Annotated in this window: 20 protein-coding genes; 6 read left to right on the forward strand and 14 right to left on the reverse strand. The window is 62.7% G+C overall.

Translation table 11 applies throughout. From position 1 onward, the window contains the following. Position 1: 1 nt before the first annotated feature. The 3 genes from AC1Q6J_RS07720 to AC1Q6J_RS07730 form a co-directional block, all read right to left on the reverse strand. Positions 2-853: an NAD-dependent epimerase/dehydratase family protein gene (locus AC1Q6J_RS07720; RefSeq protein ID WP_492278729.1), complete on the reverse strand. Its 852-nt coding sequence runs from the start codon at positions 851-853 to the stop codon at positions 2-4. 18 nt (positions 854-871) lie between these two features. Continuing rightward, positions 872-1,462 carry a DUF4337 domain-containing protein gene (locus tag AC1Q6J_RS07725; protein ID WP_492278730.1) on the reverse strand — a complete coding sequence of 197 codons (591 nt, stop codon included), beginning with the start codon at positions 1,460-1,462 and terminating at the stop codon, positions 872-874. A gap of 96 nt (positions 1,463-1,558) precedes the next feature. Next, complete coding sequence (locus AC1Q6J_RS07730; RefSeq protein ID WP_492278731.1) at positions 1,559-2,545, reverse strand: tyrosine recombinase XerC; 987 nt, start codon at positions 2,543-2,545, stop codon at positions 1,559-1,561. A gap of 261 nt (positions 2,546-2,806) precedes the next feature. On the opposite strand from AC1Q6J_RS07730, the gene AC1Q6J_RS07735 reads away from it, so the two are divergent. Next, positions 2,807-4,981 carry a primosomal protein N' gene (locus AC1Q6J_RS07735; protein ID WP_492278732.1) on the forward strand — a complete coding sequence of 725 codons (2,175 nt, stop codon included), beginning with the start codon at positions 2,807-2,809 and terminating at the stop codon, positions 4,979-4,981. 288 nt (positions 4,982-5,269) lie between these two features. On the opposite strand, the gene AC1Q6J_RS07740 is transcribed toward AC1Q6J_RS07735, so the two are convergent. From AC1Q6J_RS07740 to AC1Q6J_RS07750, 3 genes are all read right to left on the reverse strand, one after another. Continuing rightward, positions 5,270-5,707 carry a septal ring lytic transglycosylase RlpA family protein gene (locus AC1Q6J_RS07740; protein WP_492278733.1) on the reverse strand — a complete coding sequence of 146 codons (438 nt, stop codon included), beginning with the start codon at positions 5,705-5,707 and terminating at the stop codon, positions 5,270-5,272. A gap of 372 nt (positions 5,708-6,079) precedes the next feature. Further along, positions 6,080-7,147, reverse strand: coding sequence for a methyl-accepting chemotaxis protein (locus AC1Q6J_RS07745; protein WP_492278734.1), 1,068 nt, complete (start codon positions 7,145-7,147; stop codon positions 6,080-6,082). Positions 7,148-7,286: 139 nt separating this feature from the next. After that, positions 7,287-7,559, reverse strand: coding sequence for a hypothetical protein (locus tag AC1Q6J_RS07750; RefSeq protein WP_492278735.1), 273 nt, complete (start codon positions 7,557-7,559; stop codon positions 7,287-7,289). Between the two features lie 177 nt (positions 7,560-7,736). Between AC1Q6J_RS07750 and AC1Q6J_RS07755 the strand changes: the two genes are divergently transcribed. The 5 genes from AC1Q6J_RS07755 to AC1Q6J_RS07775 all read left to right on the forward strand — a co-directional run bounded on the left by AC1Q6J_RS07755 (position 7,737) and on the right by AC1Q6J_RS07775 (position 12,845). After that, on the forward strand, positions 7,737-8,297 hold the full coding sequence (locus tag AC1Q6J_RS07755) for a F0F1 ATP synthase subunit delta (RefSeq protein ID WP_492278736.1): 561 nt from the start codon (positions 7,737-7,739) through the stop codon (positions 8,295-8,297). Next, positions 8,297-9,829, forward strand: coding sequence for a F0F1 ATP synthase subunit alpha (atpA, locus tag AC1Q6J_RS07760; protein ID WP_492278737.1), 1,533 nt, complete (start codon positions 8,297-8,299; stop codon positions 9,827-9,829). The genes AC1Q6J_RS07755 and atpA overlap by 1 nt, the downstream gene beginning before the upstream one ends. 149 nt (positions 9,830-9,978) lie before the next feature. Then, positions 9,979-10,857 carry a F0F1 ATP synthase subunit gamma gene (locus AC1Q6J_RS07765; protein ID WP_492278738.1) on the forward strand — a complete coding sequence of 293 codons (879 nt, stop codon included), beginning with the start codon at positions 9,979-9,981 and terminating at the stop codon, positions 10,855-10,857. A gap of 40 nt (positions 10,858-10,897) precedes the next feature. After that, a complete protein-coding gene (atpD, locus tag AC1Q6J_RS07770; protein WP_492278739.1) occupies positions 10,898-12,328 on the forward strand; it encodes a F0F1 ATP synthase subunit beta in 1,431 nt (476 codons plus the stop codon). A 106-nt stretch (positions 12,329-12,434) separates the two neighbouring features. Further along, the gene (locus AC1Q6J_RS07775) at positions 12,435-12,845 is read left to right on the forward strand and encodes a F0F1 ATP synthase subunit epsilon (protein ID WP_492278740.1); all 411 of its coding nucleotides are present in this window, start codon (positions 12,435-12,437) and stop codon (positions 12,843-12,845) included. Positions 12,846-12,911: 66 nt separating this feature from the next. Here the strand turns inward: AC1Q6J_RS07775 and AC1Q6J_RS07780 are convergent, their stop codons facing one another. The 8 genes from AC1Q6J_RS07780 to AC1Q6J_RS07815 all read right to left on the reverse strand — a co-directional run bounded on the left by AC1Q6J_RS07780 (position 12,912) and on the right by AC1Q6J_RS07815 (position 20,767). Continuing rightward, positions 12,912-13,412, reverse strand: coding sequence for an RNA pyrophosphohydrolase (locus AC1Q6J_RS07780; RefSeq protein ID WP_492278741.1), 501 nt, complete (start codon positions 13,410-13,412; stop codon positions 12,912-12,914). Positions 13,413-13,586: 174 nt separating this feature from the next. Further along, entirely contained in the window at positions 13,587-14,783 is a 1,197-nt protein-coding gene (locus tag AC1Q6J_RS07785; protein WP_492278742.1) for a divergent polysaccharide deacetylase family protein, read from the reverse strand. A gap of 153 nt (positions 14,784-14,936) precedes the next feature. Next, complete coding sequence (locus tag AC1Q6J_RS07790; RefSeq protein ID WP_492278743.1) at positions 14,937-16,280, reverse strand: S41 family peptidase; 1,344 nt, start codon at positions 16,278-16,280, stop codon at positions 14,937-14,939. Next, on the reverse strand, positions 16,277-17,587 hold the full coding sequence (locus AC1Q6J_RS07795) for a murein hydrolase activator EnvC family protein (protein WP_492278963.1): 1,311 nt from the start codon (positions 17,585-17,587) through the stop codon (positions 16,277-16,279). Before AC1Q6J_RS07795 ends, AC1Q6J_RS07790 begins: the two co-directional genes overlap by 4 nt. A 127-nt stretch (positions 17,588-17,714) precedes the next feature. Continuing rightward, positions 17,715-18,197 (reverse strand): 23S rRNA (pseudouridine(1915)-N(3))-methyltransferase RlmH, encoded by a 483-nt coding sequence (gene rlmH / locus AC1Q6J_RS07800; RefSeq protein WP_492278744.1) that lies wholly within the window; start codon positions 18,195-18,197, stop codon positions 17,715-17,717. Positions 18,198-18,252: 55 nt separating this feature from the next. Then, entirely contained in the window at positions 18,253-18,648 is a 396-nt protein-coding gene (rsfS, locus tag AC1Q6J_RS07805; RefSeq protein ID WP_492278745.1) for a ribosome silencing factor, read from the reverse strand. 161 nt (positions 18,649-18,809) lie between these two features. Further along, positions 18,810-19,430 carry a nicotinate-nucleotide adenylyltransferase gene (locus tag AC1Q6J_RS07810; protein ID WP_492278746.1) on the reverse strand — a complete coding sequence of 207 codons (621 nt, stop codon included), beginning with the start codon at positions 19,428-19,430 and terminating at the stop codon, positions 18,810-18,812. A gap of 44 nt (positions 19,431-19,474) precedes the next feature. Continuing rightward, a complete protein-coding gene (locus AC1Q6J_RS07815) occupies positions 19,475-20,767 on the reverse strand; it encodes a glutamate-5-semialdehyde dehydrogenase (RefSeq protein WP_492278747.1) in 1,293 nt (430 codons plus the stop codon). Positions 20,768-20,823: the final 56 nt, after the last annotated feature.

Raw genomic sequence — 20,823 nt, forward strand, 5'->3', positions numbered from 1 at the left:
GTCACGCCATCCGATTGAACCGCGGATGAAACGGCCTCGGACTCCAGCCGAAGTCCTGTATGGCGGCCGAGGCATCGAAAACAAGATCCTTCGACATCCTCGCACCCATCTCGGCATTCGCGCCGGGAAAGACGCGGCGCGCGAGATGGAAAGCGGTGCGCCACAGAATGGGCGGCAGTGGAATGATCCGGCGCGGTTTGCCGAGACCGTCGAAAATGCGTCCGATCATTTCCCGGTACGTGATGGTCTCGGAGCCGGGCACATTGTAGGCCTTGTTGACCGCGCCGCCACTCCTCGCTGCGCGCAGCGCGCCAATGGCAAGGTCCTCGGCGTGAACCGGCTGGCGAAGGCCTTTGCCGAATCCCGCCAGCGGAAAAAATCCAAATCGGGCGATCAGCCGCGCCAGCCGCGAGATGCTGGGGTCCCGGCCTTCGTCATAAATGATGGCCGGCCGCAGCGCCGTCCATGCGACGCCGTGCGTCTCGCATGCGGCGATGGCTTTTTGCTCGCTGTCCGCGAGCATCTGTACCTGCCGCCGCTCCTGCGCGTCAGCCGAGGAGATCTTTGTCAGGATGCTGGTGGAGGTGAAGAAGACCACGCGCTGGAGACCGCCGCGCGCGAGCGACGGCAGCGCGCTTGGGAGAAAATGACAGTGCGCCGTGCAATACAGCGTCTGGAAGGGTGGGAATGAGAGAGTGCCGGCGTTCTCGAGATCGCCGGCGAACCATCGGATACCGCGCGTATCGGTGTGTGCCGATCGCGAAAGGGCAAACGGATGTTCGCCCGCCGCGACCAATTGATCCACGATATGACGGCCCACAAGTCCTGTCGCGCCAAGGACGAGGCTCTGCATCGTTGTCGCAGCGCGCGGCTACATCAAATGCACGGCATGCGGTGCGAACAGTCCGATCGCGGTAAAGGCCAGCCCTGCGATCATCAGCGCCCCCGAAACCCACGCCAGCGCGACCATGCCGGTGATGATGGTCGCCGAGGCCAGCACGATGCCAATCTGGAATGCCGCCGAAGCCACCTCATAGTGGTGATAGCGCGCCATGGCGAGATCGCGGGCGTGTTCGGCGTCCTTGGCGCGCGCCGCGAGCTGTTCGGATCCCTCGCCGGTTTCCGGTTCGGAACGATAACGCGCCGCGGTCTTGGTCCAGTCGTCGATCTGCTTGGCCAATGCGGCCTTCTGGGCGTCGTCGCCGGACTGGCCGAGGCTCAGCTTGGCGTGTTCAGACACAGCCTGCACCGTTGTTCGCCGGATGCTCTTGGCCTGAAAGAAGGCCCACAGGTTCGAGGCCTCGACGTTCTTGCTGATGGATTCAGTCTGGGCGCCTTTGCCGAGTGTCTCGGAGAACGCGAGGAACAGCGCGATCACCGCGATCAGCAATGCGATCTTCTTGTTGGAGCCGGATGCATGTTCGGCATGCTCGGCGTGCTCCATGCTCTCGTGTGCGCCCATCGTGAAACGTCCTCCCGGTCAAAATCGAGCAACGATTGACCGAACTGCGGTTCGCGCGCAAGGGGCGAAGCGATGACAAGACACGACTTATTTGTGTCACGCCCTTGGATGAGCCGTCTTGTAGACGTCCAGCAGCCGGTCGGCATCGACGCCGGTGTAGATTTGTGTGGTCGACAAGGACGAATGACCGAGCAGTTCCTGGATGGCGCGCAGGTCGCCGCCGCGGGTCAAAAGGTGCGTAGCGAAGGAATGACGCAACGCATGCGGCGTTGCGCTGTCGGGCAGCCCCAATGCGCCGCGCAGCCGTTCCATCGTGAGCTGGATGATGCGCGGTGAGAGCGGGCCGCCGCGCGCGCCGACGAAGATTGCACTATCCTGCGCAATCGTGTGGGGGCACATCGCGACATAGTCCTGGATCAGGGCCAGCACATTTTGCAGCACCGGCACCATGCGGGTCTTGTTGCCTTTGCCGGTGACGACGATCACGTCGCCTTTGCCGGGCAGCGGCACGTCGCGCCGTTTGAGGCCGAGCGCTTCGGAGATACGCAGGCCCGATCCGTACAGCAGCGCCATCACGGCGGCGTCGCGCGCCCAGATCCAGGGTTCGCGGTTTTCACCGGCACGGATGTCCGCATCGGTCATCTGCCGCGCCGGTGTCATCTGGATCGGCTTCGGCAGGCTCTTGCCGATCTTCGGCGCGCGGATCGCGGACAGCGCGCCGACCTTGCCTTTGCCTTCGCGCTCGAGAAAGCGTCCGAACGAGCGCAGTCCCGCCAGTGCGCGCATCAGGGATCGCCCGCCGATATCGTCGGCCCGACGCGACGACATGAACGCTCGCACGTCCGTGGCTTCGATATTCGCGAACCGCTTCAGGGTAACCAGGCCGCCCCAGTGCTCGCTCAGAAAAACGAGACACTGGCGCAGGTCGCGCGCATAGGCCTCCAGCGTCTTGGGGGACAGCCGCCGTTCCGCGCGCAGATGGGAGAGCCAGTGCGTGATCTCGGCCAGCAGATCGGGCGCGGCGCAGGTGAGCTGCGCGCCTTCCGGGCCGGCTTCGGTTGCGGGGACGGCTTTGACCATCATATGTCTCGCGATACCTGTGTCCGAGATACCTGCGCTTGACAGGAATCGGTTTATCGCACCCTTTTCCTTATTCACCCCTTAATCTAGTGTGGTGGTTCGCAAGTCCGCATGTTTCCTACGGCGCACTCACTTGCGGACTTGCGAACCAAAACCACACTAGGATTTTAATTTTCTAGTGTCCTTTTGAATCCGAAGTTCGCTAGGGAACGTGCTGTAAAATGAGGCGAACTTCGGATTCAGGACACTAGGACCCCCTCGGCCATGACAAGACGAGTTGTCGACGTCCTTGTCCCGGTGGCCCTGAACCAGACCTATTCCTATCGCGTTCCCGACGGCGTCGAGCTGAACCCCGGCGATGTGGTCAGTGTTTCGCTGGGGCCGCGCGAGGTCACGGCGGTGGTCTGGGCGGACAATCCGAACCCCGACCCCCGGCTGCACAATCGCCTGAAGGACACCGGCGACAAGCTCGACGTGCCGCCGCTCAGGCCAGAACTGCGCAGCTTCGTCGACTGGGTCGCCAGCTACACGCTGTCGGCGCGCGGCATGGTGCTGCGGATGACGCTGCGCATGGGCGAGCATCTCGGGCCCGAGCGCGTGCGCATGGGCGTGCGGCTGGTCGGCGCGCCGCCGCAGCGCATGACGGTCGCCCGCCGCCGTTTGATCGACGTGCTGTCGGACGGATTGCTGCATTCGAAATCCGACGCGCTGAGAGAAGCCGGCGTCAGTCCTGGCGTGATCGACGGTCTTGTCGATGAAGGCACGCTGGTCATCGAGCCGCTGCCGCGCGATCTCGCGCCGCCATCGCCGGACCCGTCCTTTGCCGAACCGGACTTCTCGCCCGAGCAGCGCGTCGCCGCTGACACGTTGAAAGAGCTTGCCGCGAAAGGCGAATTTCAGGTCGCATTGCTGGATGGCGTGACGGGCTCCGGAAAAACAGAGGTCTATTTCGAGGCGGTCGCCGAGAATATTCGCCGCGGCCGGCAGACCATGATCCTGATGCCGGAGATCGCGCTCACCGGGCAGTTCCTCGATCGGTTCAGCGCGCGTTTCGGGGTGCGGCCGATCGAATGGCATTCGGAGCTGACGCCGCGCACCCGCGCCCGCAACTGGGCCGCGGTCGCGGCGGGCGATGCCCCGGTGGTGGTCGGCGCGCGCTCCGCGCTGTTTCTGCCTTACGCCAATCTCGGACTCATTATCGTCGATGAGGAACACGACCAGGCCTACAAGCAGGACGAAGGCGCGCACTATCATGCGCGCGACATGGCGGTGGTGCGCGGCTCCATCGCGAAGATTCCCGTGGTGCTGTGTTCAGCGACGCCGTCGGTCGAGTCGGAAGTCAACGCACGCAAGGGGCGCTACAAGCGTGTCGCGTTGCCGTCGCGGTTCGGCGGCCAGCACATGCCACAAATCGAGGCCATCGATCTCAGGCGCGAAGGCCCTGCGCGCGGGCGCTTTATCTCGCCGCGGCTGGCGGAAGAGATCAGGATCGCCGTCGAGCGCAAGGAACAGGCGCTGCTGTTCCTGAACCGGCGCGGCTATGCGCCGCTCACTCTGTGCCGTGCCTGCGGTCATCGCTTCGCCTGCACCATTTGCGATGCGTGGCTGGTGGATCACCGGTTTCGCCAGCGGCTCGTCTGTCATCACTGCGGCTTCTCGATGCCGCGTCCGCATCAATGCCCGCACTGCGGCGCCGAGGAATCGCTCGCCGCCATCGGGCCCGGCGTGGAGCGTTTGCAGGAAGAAGCCGCGAATCTTTTTCCCGATGCGCGGACCATGGTGCTGTCGAGCGATCTCATCACCGACATCGAGACCATGCGATCCGAATTGAACGAGATCGCGGAGGGCCGCGTCGACATCATCATCGGCACGCAACTGGTGGCGAAGGGACATAACTTTCCGCGCCTCAATCTGGTCGGCGTGGTCGATGCCGATCTCGGTCTCGGCAACGGCGATCCGCGCGCTGCCGAGCGCACGTTTCAACTGCTCAATCAGGTGATCGGCCGCGCCGGACGCGAGCAGGGCCGCGGCGTTGGTTATCTTCAGACCCATCAGCCGGAACATCCGGTGATGAAGGCGCTGATCGCATCGGATCGCGAGGCGTTTTATGCCAGCGAGATCGAGGCGCGCGAGCGCGCGCTGTATCCGCCGTTCGGGCGGCTGGCGTCGCTGATCGTTTCAGCGGGGGATCGTCCGACGGCGGAAGGTTTTGCGCGCAAGCTGGCGTCGAGCGCCCCGCGCGACGAGCGCGTCCAGGTGCTCGGTCCCGCGGAAGCGCCGCTCGCAGTTATCAAGGGCCGCTACCGGTTTCGTATTCTGGTGAAGTCGGTGCGCGGCATCGACCTGTCGGCCTATATGCGCGACTGGCTCGCGGCCGGCCCGAAGACCAAAGGCAATCTCAAGCTTGAGGTCGATATCGATCCGCAGAGCTTTTTATGATCACGGATCGCTGCAACATATTCCATCGTCATCACCGGGTTTGTCCCGGTGATCCACGTCTTGCTTCACAGCGCGCCGAAACGCGTAGATGGCCGGGTCAAGCCCGGCCATGACGCGCAGATAGTAAGAGGCCGCGCCCGCCGCCCATGAAAAAGGCCGGTGCAACCGGCACCGGCCTTTTCAACTCAACTTTACGCAACTCAACTCATACGCTTACTGGCGCTTCAGAAGCTCGACGCATGACGTTGTCCGAAAACCGCTTCGCATTTTTCGGCTTCATGCGTGTGCTTACTGAACTTCTGCGACCACGTGGCCGACGCCGCGGCCGGTGAGGCCGACAGCGCGGGCGGCGCCCTTGGACAGATCGAGCACGCGGCCCTTGATGAACGGGCCACGGTCATTGACGGTCACGACCACGCTGCGGCCGCCATGGGTGACCTTGAGGCGGGTGCCGAACGGCAGGGTCCGGTGGGCGGCGGTCATGGCTTCCTGATTGAAGCGCTGGCCCGAGGCGGTCCTGCTGCCGGACTCGTTGCCGTAGAACGAGGCCTTGCCGGAAAAGCTGCGGCCGGAGCCGACCGAGGCATTGGCGTCGCGCCAGGATTTGCGATGGCCGGCTTCGCTGGCTGAGGCTGTGAGCGCCAGCATACCGGCGGCGATCAAAGCGATGGAGGCATTCCGATTTTTCACGGGTTGCCCCGGCACGCGCTTGATAGCGGCGATCATATAGTTGTCCCTCGTTCTGGTATATCCATCCAATGTCTGGCTAAATCGAGCCAGCATTTACGTGGCCGGATGGATCATTCCATAATGAGGCATAAGCGCGGCGAGGAATTTCGTTCCCTAAATCATCACGTATTTGGTGAAAGAGTGGGAATAGCCCTTTTGATTATCGTATTATTGAATCTTCAAAAGAAGATAAGTAAAATATACTTTGTAATACTGTAGAGTTCACAAAATTGTTGGCTACCGGAAGTAAACGCAAAATTGCCCAAATGGTTTCTCGTATGCGCATTTTGCAATGCTGCATGCGTGAAATGGGCGGCTTAGTGGGCTTTTTCTGAAACTTGGTGGTCGGGAATGCGGTTTCCGGGCGAATCAGTCGGATCGGCGCACGATCACGCCGTGCCATCCAAGACCGCGATAAGTCTCGTAGCCAGGGGTGGCATGGAACGCGACGGTCGTGCCGTCGGAGCGGGTGTAAAATCCGTGAGACTGGTTCCCGGTCTCGATCTGAAAATGCTGATCCAGGGTGCTTGTCCCCTCCGATGAGGCGATGACCCTGCGATGTGCGTCCACCAGCAGTACAGCGGTTCTTGTCTTCTCTTCCGGTTCGATGCGGACGCCCCGCACAATGGTCTCGGCCTGAGGCGCCCAGTCGAAGTGAATCGCCAAAACGCCGAGGGGCGCGCCATGGCTCTCGCCGCCTGCGCGCACCGATGCCGCATAGGTTGCGACCTGCGCGCCTTTCAGCCCGGGGGCGACGCTGATGTCGCCGACGGCGTAATCGTCGCCGGACGTCAGGCGAGAAGCCTGAACGAACCACGGCTCCCGCGATACATCGAGGCCTGCAACTGAATAGCGATCGGGCCGCCCGTTCGCGAGCACCTTTCCGTGCAGGTCGCAGAGCCAGAGATCCAGATAGACCGTGTAGGCATTGAGGATGACGCCGAGCCGCTTGGAGGCATAGGCCGCCGATTGCTGTGTCACGTTCCCCGCGCAATCGACCACGGCGCTGTCGGTGGCCCACCACCGCACATCGCAGGTTCGCTCATAGAGATTGCGATCGATGATCTCGATGGCATTCAGAGCGAGATCGACCATGCGCGTACCCATCGCGGCATTGGCCATGGATTGGGTGTGCGCGCTCAGCGAATCGATCTGCGCCGTAAGCTCTTTTTGCAGCTGTTCGGAAATCAGCCCAACATTGGCGGCGATTTCGCGCACCTCGGCGGCGACCACGGAGAATCCGCGGCCATGGGTGCCGGCACGAGCGCTTTCGATCATCGCATTCAATGCGAGCATCCGAAGCGAACCGGTGACACGCTGGATGCCGTTGATCTTTTCGGCTGCGCTGGTGCGCAGGTCGTTGGTCAGTTCAATAAGTTCGGAAATCGAAACGGTGTTTTCGCCGGCGCTCGGGCCGGCTGATATTGGAAGCGGCATTGCCCACCACTATTGCTCACGAGCCGAAGCTGTGCCGGGCCGGCGTCATTGCCGGTCCGAATCGCTTTTTGTGCGATGCGCAATGATGCCTGATCCTCGTCTAAGTACAATCGCGTATTTTCTAAATTATTCCTTAAATTCAAATAGTTAGTCGAAATTTCTGCCGCTTTTCTATGCTTTCGGACTCGAATTTGGGCAACCTGCGAAAAGCGCTGATGTTGGCCGCTTCTGAGGCGATGATGATCATCAAGGTCCATGACGAAACATCGGTGCCGCAATGGTGGATCGGCGGGTGCGTAACAACCTGCTCCCGTCTCAGGAATTCCTTCCGCGCACGGCAATAAGCGCCACACGATGCGTGCGACAAACCGGCGTCACCAAAAATGCGTTCGCAATCGCCGTCATGTTGCACCTGCGCGCTCCCTATGATAGCAAAACCGCGATTTTGGGCTGCTAGGTAGATCACTCCGGCCAGAAATCGAAGTCCCGCTTGAATTCCAAGGACTTGGATCGCTTGGTGTCATGATCTGACGCCGTTCTCCAGCGATAGTCTTTTTCCTTGGTCATTCGACAGCTAGAAGAGATTTTTGTGGCAGCTGAAGATCCCTCCGTATCTGGCGTGTCCGGCCGTTATGCGACGGCTTTGTTCGAACTGGCGCGCGACCAGAAGTCGGTCGATGCCGTGAAGGCTGACCTCGACAAGTTCTCCGCCATGCTGGCCGACAGCCCCGAACTCCTTCGGCTGGTGCGCAGCCCGGTGTTCACCGCCGACGCGCAAGCCAAGGCGCTGGGCGCCGTGCTGACCAAGGCAGGCATCAGCGGCATCGCCGCGAATTTCCTGAAAGTCCTGACCGCCAATCGCCGGCTGTTCGCTGTGGCCGACGTCATCAGGGCATTCCGCGCGCTGGTCGCCAAGTTCAAGGGCGAGGCCACCGCGGAAGTCACCGTCGCCGAGCCGCTCAGCGACACCAATCTCGACGCTCTCAAGGCCGCACTGAAATCAGTGTCGGGCAAGGACGTCGATCTCAACGTGAAGATCGATCCGTCGATCATCGGCGGGCTTGTCGTCAAGCTCGGTAGCCGCATGGTCGACAGCTCGCTTCGCACCAAACTCAATTCGATCAAGCACGCGATGAAAGAGGCAGGCTGATGGACATCCGCGCCGCGGAAATTTCCGCAATCCTCAAGGACCAGATCAAGAATTTCGGCCAGGAAGCCGAAGTCTCCGAAGTCGGTCAGGTTCTCTCGGTCGGCGACGGCATCGCCCGCGTCTATGGTCTGGACAACGTTCAGGCCGGCGAAATGGTCGAGTTCGAGAACGGTACGCGCGGCATGGCGCTGAACCTTGAAAGCGACAACGTCGGTATCGTTATTTTCGGTGCCGACCGCGAGATCAAGGAAGGCCAGACCGTCAAGCGCACCCGCGCCATCGTGGACGCGCCGGTCGGCAAGGGACTTCTGGGCCGCGTCGTCGACGCGCTCGGCAATCCGATCGACGGCAAGGGCCCGATCCAGTCGACGGAGCGCAAGCGCGTCGACGTCAAGGCGCCCGGCATCATTCCACGCAAGTCGGTGCATGAGCCGATGGCGACCGGCCTCAAGGCGATCGACGCCCTGATTCCCGTCGGCCGCGGCCAGCGCGAGCTGATCATCGGCGACCGCCAGACCGGCAAGACCGCGATCGCGCTCGACACCATTCTCAACCAGAAGCCGCTCAACGTCGCGGGCGCGCCGGAAGGCCAGAAGCTGTACTGCGTGTACGTCGCGATCGGCCAGAAGCGCTCCACCGTCGCGCAGTTCGTGAAGGTGCTCGAAGAGCAGGGCGCGCTGGAATATTCGATCGTCGTCGCCGCGACCGCATCGGACCCGGCACCGATGCAGTACCTTGCGCCGTTCACCGCCTGCACCATGGGCGAGTATTTCCGCGACAACGGCATGCACGCCGTCATCATTTACGACGACTTGTCCAAGCAGGCTGTCGCCTACCGCCAGATGTCGCTGCTGCTGCGCCGTCCGCCGGGCCGCGAAGCCTATCCGGGCGACGTGTTCTACCTGCACTCCCGCCTGCTCGAACGCGCCGCCAAGCTCAACGACGATCATGGCAACGGCTCGCTGACCGCGTTGCCGGTCATCGAAACGCAGGCCAACGACGTGTCGGCCTATATTCCGACCAACGTGATTTCGATCACCGACGGCCAGATCTTCCTCGAAACCGATCTGTTCTTCCAGGGCATCCGTCCCGCGGTGAACGTCGGTCTGTCGGTGTCGCGCGTCGGATCGTCGGCGCAGACCAAGGCGATGAAGAAGGTCGCCGGCAAGATCAAGGGCGAACTCGCGCAGTACCGCGAGATGGCGGCGTTCGCGCAGTTCGGCTCCGACCTCGACGCCTCGACCCAGCGCCTTCTGGCGCGCGGTTCGCGCCTGACCGAACTCCTGAAGCAGCCGCAGTTCTCGCCGCTGAAGATGGAAGAGCAGGTCGTGGTGATCTACGCCGGCGTCAACGGCTATCTCGACGGCATCGCGGTCAACAAGGTGCGCGAATTCGAGGACGGCCTGCTGTCGCTGCTGCGCGGCAAGCATGTCGACATTCTCAACGGCATCCGCGACTCGAAGGACCTGTCCGACGATAACGCTGCCAAGCTCAAGGGCGCGGTCGAAGGCTACGCCAAGACGTTCGCTTAACGAGTTTCACCTCTCCCGCTCGCGGGGGAGGTCGACCGGCGAAGCCGGTCGGGAGGGGGTTGCTTGATCAGGGATGAACGAGCCCCCACCCCGACCCTCCCCCGCGAGCGGGAGAGGGAGATCAACCGAGGGGAAGTGGGTTAGACTAAATGGCGTCTCTCAAGGACATGCGTGTCCGCATCGCCTCCACCAAGGCGACGCAGAAGATCACCAAGGCCATGCAGATGGTCGCGGCGTCGAAGTTGCGCCGTGCCCAGACCGCGGCCGAAGCGGCGCGTCCCTATGCCGAGCGCATGGACGCGGTGATCAGCAACATCGCGGGCGCGGCGGCGGGATCCGGCAACGCGCCGGCATTGCTCGCCGGCACCGGCAACGACAAGGTTCACCTGCTGCTGGTTTGCACCGGCGAGCGCGGTCTCTCCGGCGCGTTCAACTCGTCGATCGTGCGCCTCGCGCGCGAGCGGGCGCTGTCGCTGATGAACCAGGGCAAGGACGTCAAGTTCTTCTGCGTTGGCCGCAAGGGCTATGAGCAGCTCCGCCGTCAGTTCGACAAGCAGATCGTCGAGCATGTCGAACTGCGCTCGGTGAAAGTACTCGGCTTCAAGAATGCCGAAGACATTGCCAAGAAGGTCGTCGCGATGTTCGAGGCTGGCGGCTTCGATGTCTGCACGCTGTTCTATTCGCGCTTCAAGTCGGTGATCGCGCAGATTCCGACCGCACAGCAGATCATTCCGCTGGTGTTCGAGGAAAAGGAAGCCTCAAGCGGCGCGGCCGCGATTTACGACTATGAGCCCGCTGAAGACGAAATTCTCTCGAGCCTGCTGCCGCGCAATCTCGCGGTGCAGATTTTCCGCGCGCTGCTCGAAAACAACGCGTCGTTCTACGGCGCGCAGATGAGCGCGATGGACAACGCGACCCGCAACGCCGGCGACATGATCCGCAAGCAGACGCTGATCTACAACCGCACCCGCCAGGCGATGATTACCAAGGAACTGATCGAAATCATCTCCGGCGCCGAGGCTATCTGAGCCGACCGCCGCACAGACCGAGTTTTAAGGAGACTATCCCATGGCATCACCCGCCAATCAGACCGGACGCATTTCGCAGGTTATCGGCGCCGTCGTCGACGTGAAGTTCGACGGCTATCTGCCGGCCATTCTCAACGCCATCGAAACCACCAACCAGGGCAACCGTCTGGTGCTCGAGGTTGCGCAGCATCTCGGTGAATCCACCGTGCGCGCGATCGCGATGGACACCACCGAAGGTCTGGTCCGCGGCCAGGAAGTGAAAGATACCGGCGCGCCGATCAAGGTGCCGGTGGGTGCGGGCACGCTGGGCCGCATCATGAACGTCGTCGGCGAGCCGGTGGACGAACAGGGCCCGATCAAGGCCGAAGGCGACCGCGCCATTCATCAGGAAGCGCCGCTCTACACCGACCAGTCCACCGAGGCTGAAATTCTCGTCACCGGCATCAAGGTCGTCGACCTGCTGGCGCCTTACGCCAAGGGCGGCAAGATCGGCCTGTTCGGCGGCGCCGGCGTCGGCAAGACCGTGCTGATTCAGGAGCTGATCAACAACGTCGCGAAGGCGCACGGCGGTTACTCGGTGTTCGCAGGCGTCGGCGAGCGAACCCGCGAAGGCAACGACCTCTATCACGAGTTCATCGAATCGGGCGTGAACAAGAAGGGCGGCGGCGAAGGCTCGAAGTGCGCCCTCGTGTACGGCCAGATGAACGAGCCTCCGGGCGCGCGCGCCCGCGTCGGTCTCACCGGCCTCACCGTCGCCGAACACTTCCGCGATCAGGGCCAGGACGTGCTGTTCTTCGTCGACAACATCTTCCGCTTCACCCAGGCCGGTTCGGAAGTGTCCGCTCTGCTCGGACGTATTCCTTCGGCGGTGGGCTATCAGCCGACGCTCGCCACCGACATGGGCGCGCTTCAGGAGCGCATCACCACCACCAACAAGGGTTCGATCACCTCGGTGCAGGCCATCTACGTTCCGGCCGACGACTTGACCGACCCGGCGCCGGCCACCTCGTTCGCCCACTTGGATGCGACGACCGTGCTCAACCGCGCGATCTCCGAAAAGGGCATTTACCCGGCGGTGGACCCGCTCGACTCCACCTCGCGCATGCTCTCGCCGCTGATCGTCGGCGAGGAGCACTACCAGACCGCGCGTATGGTTCAGCAGGTGTTGCAGCGTTACAAGTCGCTGCAGGACATCATCGCGATTCTCGGCATGGACGAACTGTCGGAAGAAGACAAGCTGACGGTGGCACGCGCCCGCAAGGTCGAGCGTTTCCTGTCGCAGCCGTTCTTCGTCGCCGAAGTCTTCACCGGCTCGCCGGGCAAGTTCGTTGATCTCGCCGACACCATCAAAGGCTTCAAGGATCTCTGCAACGGCAAGTACGATCACCTGCCGGAAGCAGCCTTCTACATGGTCGGCACCATCGAAGAAGCCGTCGAGAAGGGCAAGAAGCTCGCGGCGGAAGCGGCGTAAGAGAGCGAATGGCGAGTAGGGAGTGGCGAATAGTAAGAAACGCTGCTCCCTTCTCTAAAATCTGTTCACTGCTCACTATTCGCTACTCACTATTCGCAGGTTTGAAATGGCCACCTTTCACTTCGATCTCGTTTCTCCGGAAAAGATCGCCTTCTCGGGTGAAGTCGAGCAGGTCGATATTCCAGGCGTTGAGGGCGATCTCGGCGTGATGGCCGGACATGCGCCGCTGGTGGCGAGCATTCGTCCCGGCATCATGACCGTCACCGTCGGCGGCAAGCACGAGAAGATCATCGTGCTCGGCGGCCTTGCGGAAATCTCTGACAAGGGCCTCACGGTTCTTGCCGACACCGCAACGTCGGTGGCGGAACTCGACACGGCTGCTTTCGCCGACAAGATCGCTCAGATGGAAGAGGATCTGAAGGAGAAGGAAGGCACAGTCCTCGATCAGGCCATCGAGCGGCTCGATCACTTCAAGACCATTCAGCGGCAGGTCGTCAATTCAACCGCCATGCATTGAGCGTCGGCTCATCGGAAAGTAAAAAAGCCCTGCAATGCAGGGCTTTTTCGTATTCAGGGCGGATAATTATTTTCCCGCGAATTTCGTGAATTCCTTGACCACGCGTTCATAGACCGGCCGCTTGAACGGCACGATCAGGTCGGGAAGATTTCTCATCGGCTCCCAGCGCCAGTCGATGAACTCCGCCTTGTGACCGGCGGGAGATGCGACATTGATCTCGCTGTCCCTGCCGGTGAAGCGCATGGCGTACCATTTCTGCTTCTGGCCGCGGAAGCGGCCCTTCCAGGCCCGGCCGGCCACCGTGCGCGGAATGTCGTAGGTGAGCCATTCGGAAACCTCGCCGAGCTTCTCGACGGATTGGGCGTTGGTTTCTTCATAGAGTTCGCGCCTGGCCGCGGCCCAGGTATCTTCGCCGCTGTCGACGCCGCCTTGCGGCATCTGCCACACATGGGTCTGATCGACATGTTCCGGGCCGCCGATGCGGCGGCCGATGAATACAAGCCCCTCTGGATTGATCAGGGTAATCCCGACGCAGGTCCGGTAGGGCAGATCGTCGTAACGCGCCATACTGCTAAAGCCTTTGATCCCCGACCGGTATCAGCACCAATCGCGCCTTGTTCTCTCGTCTGCGTGACCATCCTGGCGACCGGTTCCGGTCACGGCGGCCACGCCAGCGGTCCAATTCCAGCATTCGCATCCCTTTCAGCAGGCATTGCCGCGGATGCTAGAATCGATAGATCGCTAGCTTGATTTTGGTTTCAGCATGGCCGTTGTCAACGGCACCAGCGCGATGCCGCGGCCATCCAGCTGCCGGGCCCAGGTTCCGATGCGCTCGATCGAGATCGGCAGCGCCGATGCGACCCCCACGGCCGTTCCGCGCTCTTTCGCCAGCGTCTCCAGCCGCGCCAGCGCCCGGTCAATCTCGGCTGGCGTCGGCACGGTGTCGATACCGACATCGGCCTTCGCGAACGGCATCGACTGGCCTTCCGCGATCACGCTGGCGACGCTGCGCGGCGCGCTGCCATCGTCGAGCCAGGCGAGGCCGCGCTTTGCTGCTTCCTTGACGATCGGCTGCATCGCCGCGTCGGTTGCGACAAAGCGCGATCCCATGAAATTGGCGATGCCGACGTAGCCCTGAAATCGGCTCATGTGCCAGGCGAGGCGGTCGGCATTCTGCTCGGCGGACAGTGTCGTCAGCAGCGTCTGCGGGCCGGGATCGTTATCCGGATAGTCGAACGGCTCCATCGGAACCTGCAACAGGATTTCGTGCTTCTGCGCGCGGGCGCGTTCCACCAGCTTGCCGGGGTCCGAGCCGTAGGGCGTGAAAGCGAGCGTCACGGCGCCGGGAAGCTTGGTGATCGCATCGGCGGTTTTCGCGGCGCCGACGCCGAGCCCGGAGATGACGATTGCGATGATGGGCTTCTTGGCGGCGGCGGCGCGCTCCGCATCGCCGCCGGCCGCATAGGCGCGGAAGGATTTCAGCCCGTCGGCCGCGACCGGGATCATGCCGTAGCGTGAGCTTTCAAGCAGCTTCGGATTGACGCCAACGATCATGGCGGGCGGCGCGTCCGCGTTCACCGGGGTGTCCGCGCCGCCCCCCACGACCACGCTTTGCCGGGCACCGCTGGAGCCATCGATGATGGTCACAGTTTGCTGTCCCGCGACAGGCTCTTTAGCTGCGGCTTCCCTGGGTGCCGTTGGGATTGGGCCGGCCGGCTTAGCCGCGGTCTCCGCGGGCAGTTTGGCGGAATCGTAGGACACCTTCGCCAGCGGCTCGCCGCCCATCGGGTTCTGGTTGAAAATCGCGAAGCCGAGAAAGACCGCCAGAAACAGCCCGAACAGCCCCGCAATCGCCTGCGGTGCCGTGAACGGAAGCCGGTACCGCCGCCTGCGCGGCCGGTCCTGTCCAAGCGGGGCGCTCAGATCGTCGGTTGTCACTGCGGGTCAGCCTCGCGAATCAATCGCCAAATCCTATCACGGCGCCGGTGCGGCGGGCCGCAAAGGCTTTGGTTCCGCAGCGATCGGACGGCATGCGGGCAGCAAAAAAGGCGGCCCGAAGGCCGCCCTGATTTGATGAAGATGTTGGCCCGCTTAGTTCGCGGCCTTGTTCGAAGCCTTGTCGGTCGGGGCAGGAGCCGACGTGGTCTGCTTGATGCCGTGCAGGAGGTCCGCAGCCATCTTCAGCGCCTTGTCGTCCTTCGCATCAGGCGGCACGTAGGATTGCGATCCGGTCTCTTCCTGGCCTTCGGCCTTGAGATGGCCGCGCAGCGAGGCTTCGCCCTTGGTATCGGTCTTCGATTTCAGATCGTCAGGCACGTCCTGCAGAACTTCGATATCCGGGATAATGCCCTTGGCCTGGATCGATTTGCCCGACGGCGTGAAGTAACGCGCGGTGGTCAGCCGCAGCGCGCCGTTACCGGAGCCGAGCGGAATGATGGTCTGCACCGATCCCTTGCCGAACGAGCGGGTGCCGAGCAGCGTGGCGCGCTTGTGATCCTGCAACGCGCCGGCGACGATTTCCGACGCCGATGCCGAGCCACCGTTGATCAGCACGATCACCGGCTTGCCCTTGGCGAGATCGCCGGGCTTGGCGGTGCGGCGCTGGGTTTCCTCGGCATTGCGGCCGCGCGTCGAGACGATCTCGCCGCGGTCGAGGAATGCGTCGGACACTGACACGGCTTCTTCGAGCAGTCCGCCCGGATTGTTGCGCAGATCGAGGATATAGCCCTTGAGCTTGTCCGAACCGATTTGCGTGGTGAGGTTCGCCATCTCGCGCTTCAGGCCCTCGGTGGTCTGCTCGTTGAAGGTGGTGACGCGGATGTAAGCGATGTCATCGCTTTCAACGCGCGCGCGCACCGAGCGCACCCGGATGTTGTCTCGCACCAGCGTGATCTCAAGAGGCTTGTCCTGGCCCTTGCGGATGATCTTGAGCTTGATCTTGGTGTTGACCGGGCCGCGCATCTTCTCAACCGCCTGGTTCAGGGTCAGGCCCTGCACCGCTTCGTCGTCGAGCTGAGAAATGATGTCGTTGGCCATGATGCCGGCCTTGGAGGCCGGCGTCTCGTCGATCGGCGACACAACCTTGATGAGGCCCTCTTCCATTGTGACTTCGATGCCGAGGCCGCCGAATTCGCCGCGTGTCTGCACCTGCATGTCGCGGAAGCTCTTCGCGTCCATGTAGCTGGAGTGCGGATCGAGGCCGGTGAGCATGCCGCTGATCGCGGTCTCGACCAGCTTGCTGTCGTCCGGCTTCTCGACATAGTCGCTGCGGACGCGCTCGAATACATCGCCGAACAGATTGAGCTGACGGTAAGTGTCGGACGACGCGGCGCGCGCCGCCGATCCCACCAGAGCCGAGCGCGGCTGCGTGAGGAAGAGTGTTGCCGCTGCGCCTGCTGCGACGCTGAGGAGAACCAGGGAAGTCTTGCGCATCATCCGCGAACCTTTTGGCCTTCACTTGCGGCCCACCATGGACCAGAATCGATTGGAGCGCCGTCCTTACGGAACTCGATGTAGAGCACGGGCTGGCTGGACGCTGCCGCCAGAATTGACGCGACCTGAGACGTGGTCCCCATCGTCGCGACCGGTTCTCCCGTTAGAACAAACTGCCCGATCGTGACCGAAATACGTTCCATACCGGCGATAAGCACATGATACCCGCCGCCCGCATTGAGGATCAAGAGTTGTCCGTAGCTCCGGAATGGACCGGAGTAAACAACCCAGCCATCACAAGGTGTTGTCACCTGCGCGCCGGGCCGGGTGGCGATGGAAATGCCCTTTTCCTGGCCTCCGGTGCCGTCGGAACCGCCAAAACTGCGGACCCGGGTGCCGTTAACCGGAATCCGCAATAGTCCTTTTGCGGAACCGAAGGCGATGGCCGGGCTTAGCCGTGCGGTGTCCTTCAATGCGCCCGGATCTGGTTTGCCGCCGAGGGAGGCTGGCGTGCCTTTCAATTCGGCCGCCGCCGCGGCCTTCGCCGCAGCCTTCACCTCCTGCTCCATCCTGGCGATCAGGTCCTGGAGGTTCTCGGTCTGCCTGGACAGCGCGATGGCGCGCTGCCGTTCCGCTTCCATATCCTTTTCGGCTTCGGCCTGCGTCTTCTGCCGTTCCTGCACCAGCGCCGCGAGCCGTGCGCGATCGTCGTTCAATTTGTCGCGGTCGCGCGCGAGGCGGTCCCTCTCTTCCGAGATGTTCTTGCGCAGATTGACCAGTTCACCGAGGTCGCTGGCAAGCTTGGCCGCGCGTGCGCGCATGTCCGGGACCACCGCGCCCAGCAGCATCGCGGTGCGCAACGATTGCAGCGCGTCTTCGGGTCTCACGAACAGCGCCGGCGGCGCACGGCGTCCTGCACGCTGCAAGGCTGCGAGCACCTCGGAGATTTCATCGCGGCGCGTTTCAAGCGAAGCGCGAATCTGAAGCTCCCGTGCATCGAGCGGGCGCAGCCGGCCTTCGGTATCGGCCATCTTGCCTTCAACGTCGCGCACCTGCGCGGCGATGCCGATCAGTTGCTGGTTCAGCCTGGAGCGGTCCTGGCCGATGGCGGTGATGTCGGCCTTGAGCTTCTTCTCAAGCTCGGCAGCTTTCTTCTGCTGCTCGCGCGCTGCTTCCAGTTCCTGGGTGCGCTGCTTGATCGCTTCGGGATCGGGAGCGGCAACCTGTTTGGCCGCGCCCTGCGTGAAGCCCTGCGCGATGCCTGCAACATGCAAGGCTGAAACAACCAGCGGCAGCACCGCTCCGCGCATCAGCCGGCGCAATGTTGGCGAGCTTGCATAACCTTTCGCGTCGGTCACGTGCGGTTGGGTCTTTCATGCGCGTCGTTCGCAAAAGTCAGAACCGGCTTTGCGAACAGAAAATACACGCGAAATTATACTATGCGCGGTGGTACGGGTGGCCGGATAAAATCGTCGCGGCCCGGTAAATCTGTTCCAGCAGCATGACACGCACCATCTGATGCGGCCAGGTCGCCTTTCCAAACGCAACGCTAAGTTTCACCTTGCGCCGCAATTCAGGCGAAAGTCCGTCCGCCCCGCCGATTAAAAAAACAGCGGTTGGAACCGACTCGTCGCGCCAGCGGCCAAGATGCCGCGCGAAGGCCGCGCTGTCGATGGTTTCGCCGCGTTCGTCGAGCGCGATGATGGACGATTTGTCAGGGATCAGTGCCGAGATCGCGGCGGCTTCATCCGCCATTCGCGCGGCGGCGTCGCGCGCGCGGCTTTCCGGAATTTCATGAATTTCAAGGCCGCGAAATCCGAGCTTGCGGCCGATGTCGTCGAATCGCTCCCGATAGCGTTCGGCGAGCTCCCGTTCAGGGCCTTGCTTCAGGCGGCCAATGGCGATGACGACGATGCGCATGGCGCGCAACCTAACACGCGCGCAAGCGCATGAACACGCGCAGGCTCACCGCCTCTCAGCGTGCCTTTGCCGCCGACTTGTCCGAAGTCCACATCTTTTCAAGATTGTAGAACTCGCGGACTTCCGGCCTGAACACATGAACGATCACATCGCCGGAATCGATCAGCACCCAGTCGCAATTGGGCAATCCCTCGATGTGAGGGGCCGCGATTCCGTTTTCCTTGAGGCCTTTGGCGACATTCTCCGCGATCGCGCCGACATGACGGTTGGCCCGCCCGGACGTTACGATCATGTAATCTGTGATGGAGGATTTGCCGCGGAGGTCGATGGTGATCGTTTCTTCCGCCTTCATGTCGTCAAGGCGGGAGAGGATCAGGTTCAGCGTCTCGTCGGCGTCAGGTCGCGCCTTCAAGACGGGAGCAGGCGTTGCTTCGGCACGAGGCTTCGACAAGGCTGCCTTGGACAATACAGATGTGGTCAGGGACCATTCCTTTCACTGTATCGCGAGCGCCGAATCCTGGCGCCCGCCTTCATCATACGCATGTGGGGTTAATGGTTTCAATCTTCCAGATATTGAGGCGATAATTTGCGCCGCGCTGTTGCCGGAAAACGTCATTGCGATCCGGCGTCCTTCCAGCTTCCGTCCGGGTTCCGTAGCCGCGTCGAGGACAGGCTGGATTTCAGGCCGGTGAGGAAGGTCCAGGCCGGTGTCCGGCGGCTCGCCAGGGTTCCCGCGCTCCGCTCGTCGATGCGATAGGGCATCAGTGTCTTTGCGGCAGGGGATGACAAGGCACGGAAACTGTCGGGCGGGCGGTCGACCACGGCGATGGGGACCATGCTGGCGATGTGCTGCCAGTTTTCCCAGCGGTTGAACTGCGCGAGATTGTCAGCGCCCATGATCCATACAAAGCGTACACCGGAGCAGCGGCGCCGCAGATACGAAATCGTATCCGCAGTGTAGCGGGTGCCGATGACGGTTTCGAGACAACTGACCTCGATGCGCGGATGGTTCGCGACCTTCTGCGCGGCGGTCATGCGCTCGCGCAGCGCGTGCAGCGAGCCGTTGTTCTTGAGCGGATTGCCAGGCGACACCAGCCACCAGATGCGGTCGAGCCGCAGCCGTTTCATCGCGAACAGGCTGATGGCGCGATGCGCCTCGTGCGGCGGATTGAACGATCCGCCGAGCAGGCCGATACGCATGCCGCCGGCATGAGGCGGAAGGGCACGAGGCAAGCGGATTGGAGCGTTCCCGGCCACGTCGCTCACGGGCGCGCGATTCACGGACGTGTCTGTCCTGTGCCGTGAACGCGATACTTGAAGCTGGTCAGCTGCTCGGCGCCGACCGGGCCGCGTGCGTGGAATTTGCCGGTAGCGATCCCGATTTCCGCGCCGAAGCCGAACTCGCCGCCGTCGGCGAACTGCGTCGAGGCGTTATGCAGCACGATGGCGGAATCCACTTCGTTGAGAAACTTTTCAGCGGCCTTCGGATCTTCGGTGACGATGGCGTCGGTATGGTGCGAGCCGTAACGCTCGATATGCGAAATGGCATCGTCGAGGCCGTTCACGAGTTTCGCCGAAATGATGGCGTCTTCGTACTCGGTGGCCCAGTCGTCCTCGGACACGGGTTTCACGCGCGCATCGGCGCGTTGAATATCCGCGTCGCCGCGCACCTCGCAGCCGGCATCGAGCAGCATCGCCACCAGCGGCTTGAGCTGAGTATTTGCGGCAGCCCGGTCAATTAGCAGTGTTTCCGCCGCGCCGCAGACGCCGGGCCGGCGCATCTTGGCATTGAGCACGACGGTCTTCGCCATGTCAGGCGTCGCCGCCTTGTCGACATAGACGTGATTGACGCCCTCGAGATGCGCGAACACCGGCACGCGCGCCTCAAGCTGCACGCGGGCGACGAGATTCTTGCCGCCGCGCGGTACGATCACATCGATCGCGCCATTGAGGCCGCCGAGCATCAGGCCAACGGCGGCGCGGTCGCGGGTCGGCACCAGTGAAATGGATTGTTCGGGAAGCCCTGCCTTGCGCAAGCCTTCAACGAGACATTGATGGATCGCGCGGCATGACCGGAAACTGTCCGAGCCGCCGCGCAGGATCACCGCGTTGCCTGACTTGAGGCATAGCGCACCGGCGTCCGCTGCGACGTTAGGGCGGCTCTCGAAGATCACACCGGCAACGCCGAGCGGGACGCGCACGCGCTCGATGGTCATGCCGTTGGGCCGTGTCCAGCGTTCGGTGACAATGCCGACAGGATCGGGAATCGCTCGCACCACATCGATGCCGTTGGCCATCGCCGCGATGCGCGCATCATTGAGCGCGAGCCTATCCACGAAAGCGCTGCTCGATCCATTGGCCTTCGCTTCCGCGACGTCCTCGGTGTTGGCGGCCAGAATCTCTTTTGCATTGGCGCGGATGGCTGCGGCCATGGCGGCCAGCGCCGCATCCTTCTGCTCGCTTGGCGCAAGTGCCAGCACCCGCGCGGCGCGGCGCGCGCCGGCGCCGAGATCGGCCATCAGCGCGGTCAGGTCGGGTGCGCCATCGAGAGCTTTGAGCGGAGCGGACATGCCAGTCTATGTGGGGTTGAATGCTTGTAAGGCCATGCCCTAGCACAGAAATTCGG

The sequence above is a fragment of the Afipia sp. MLSD5-FHT05B12 genome, assembly GCF_058793355.1.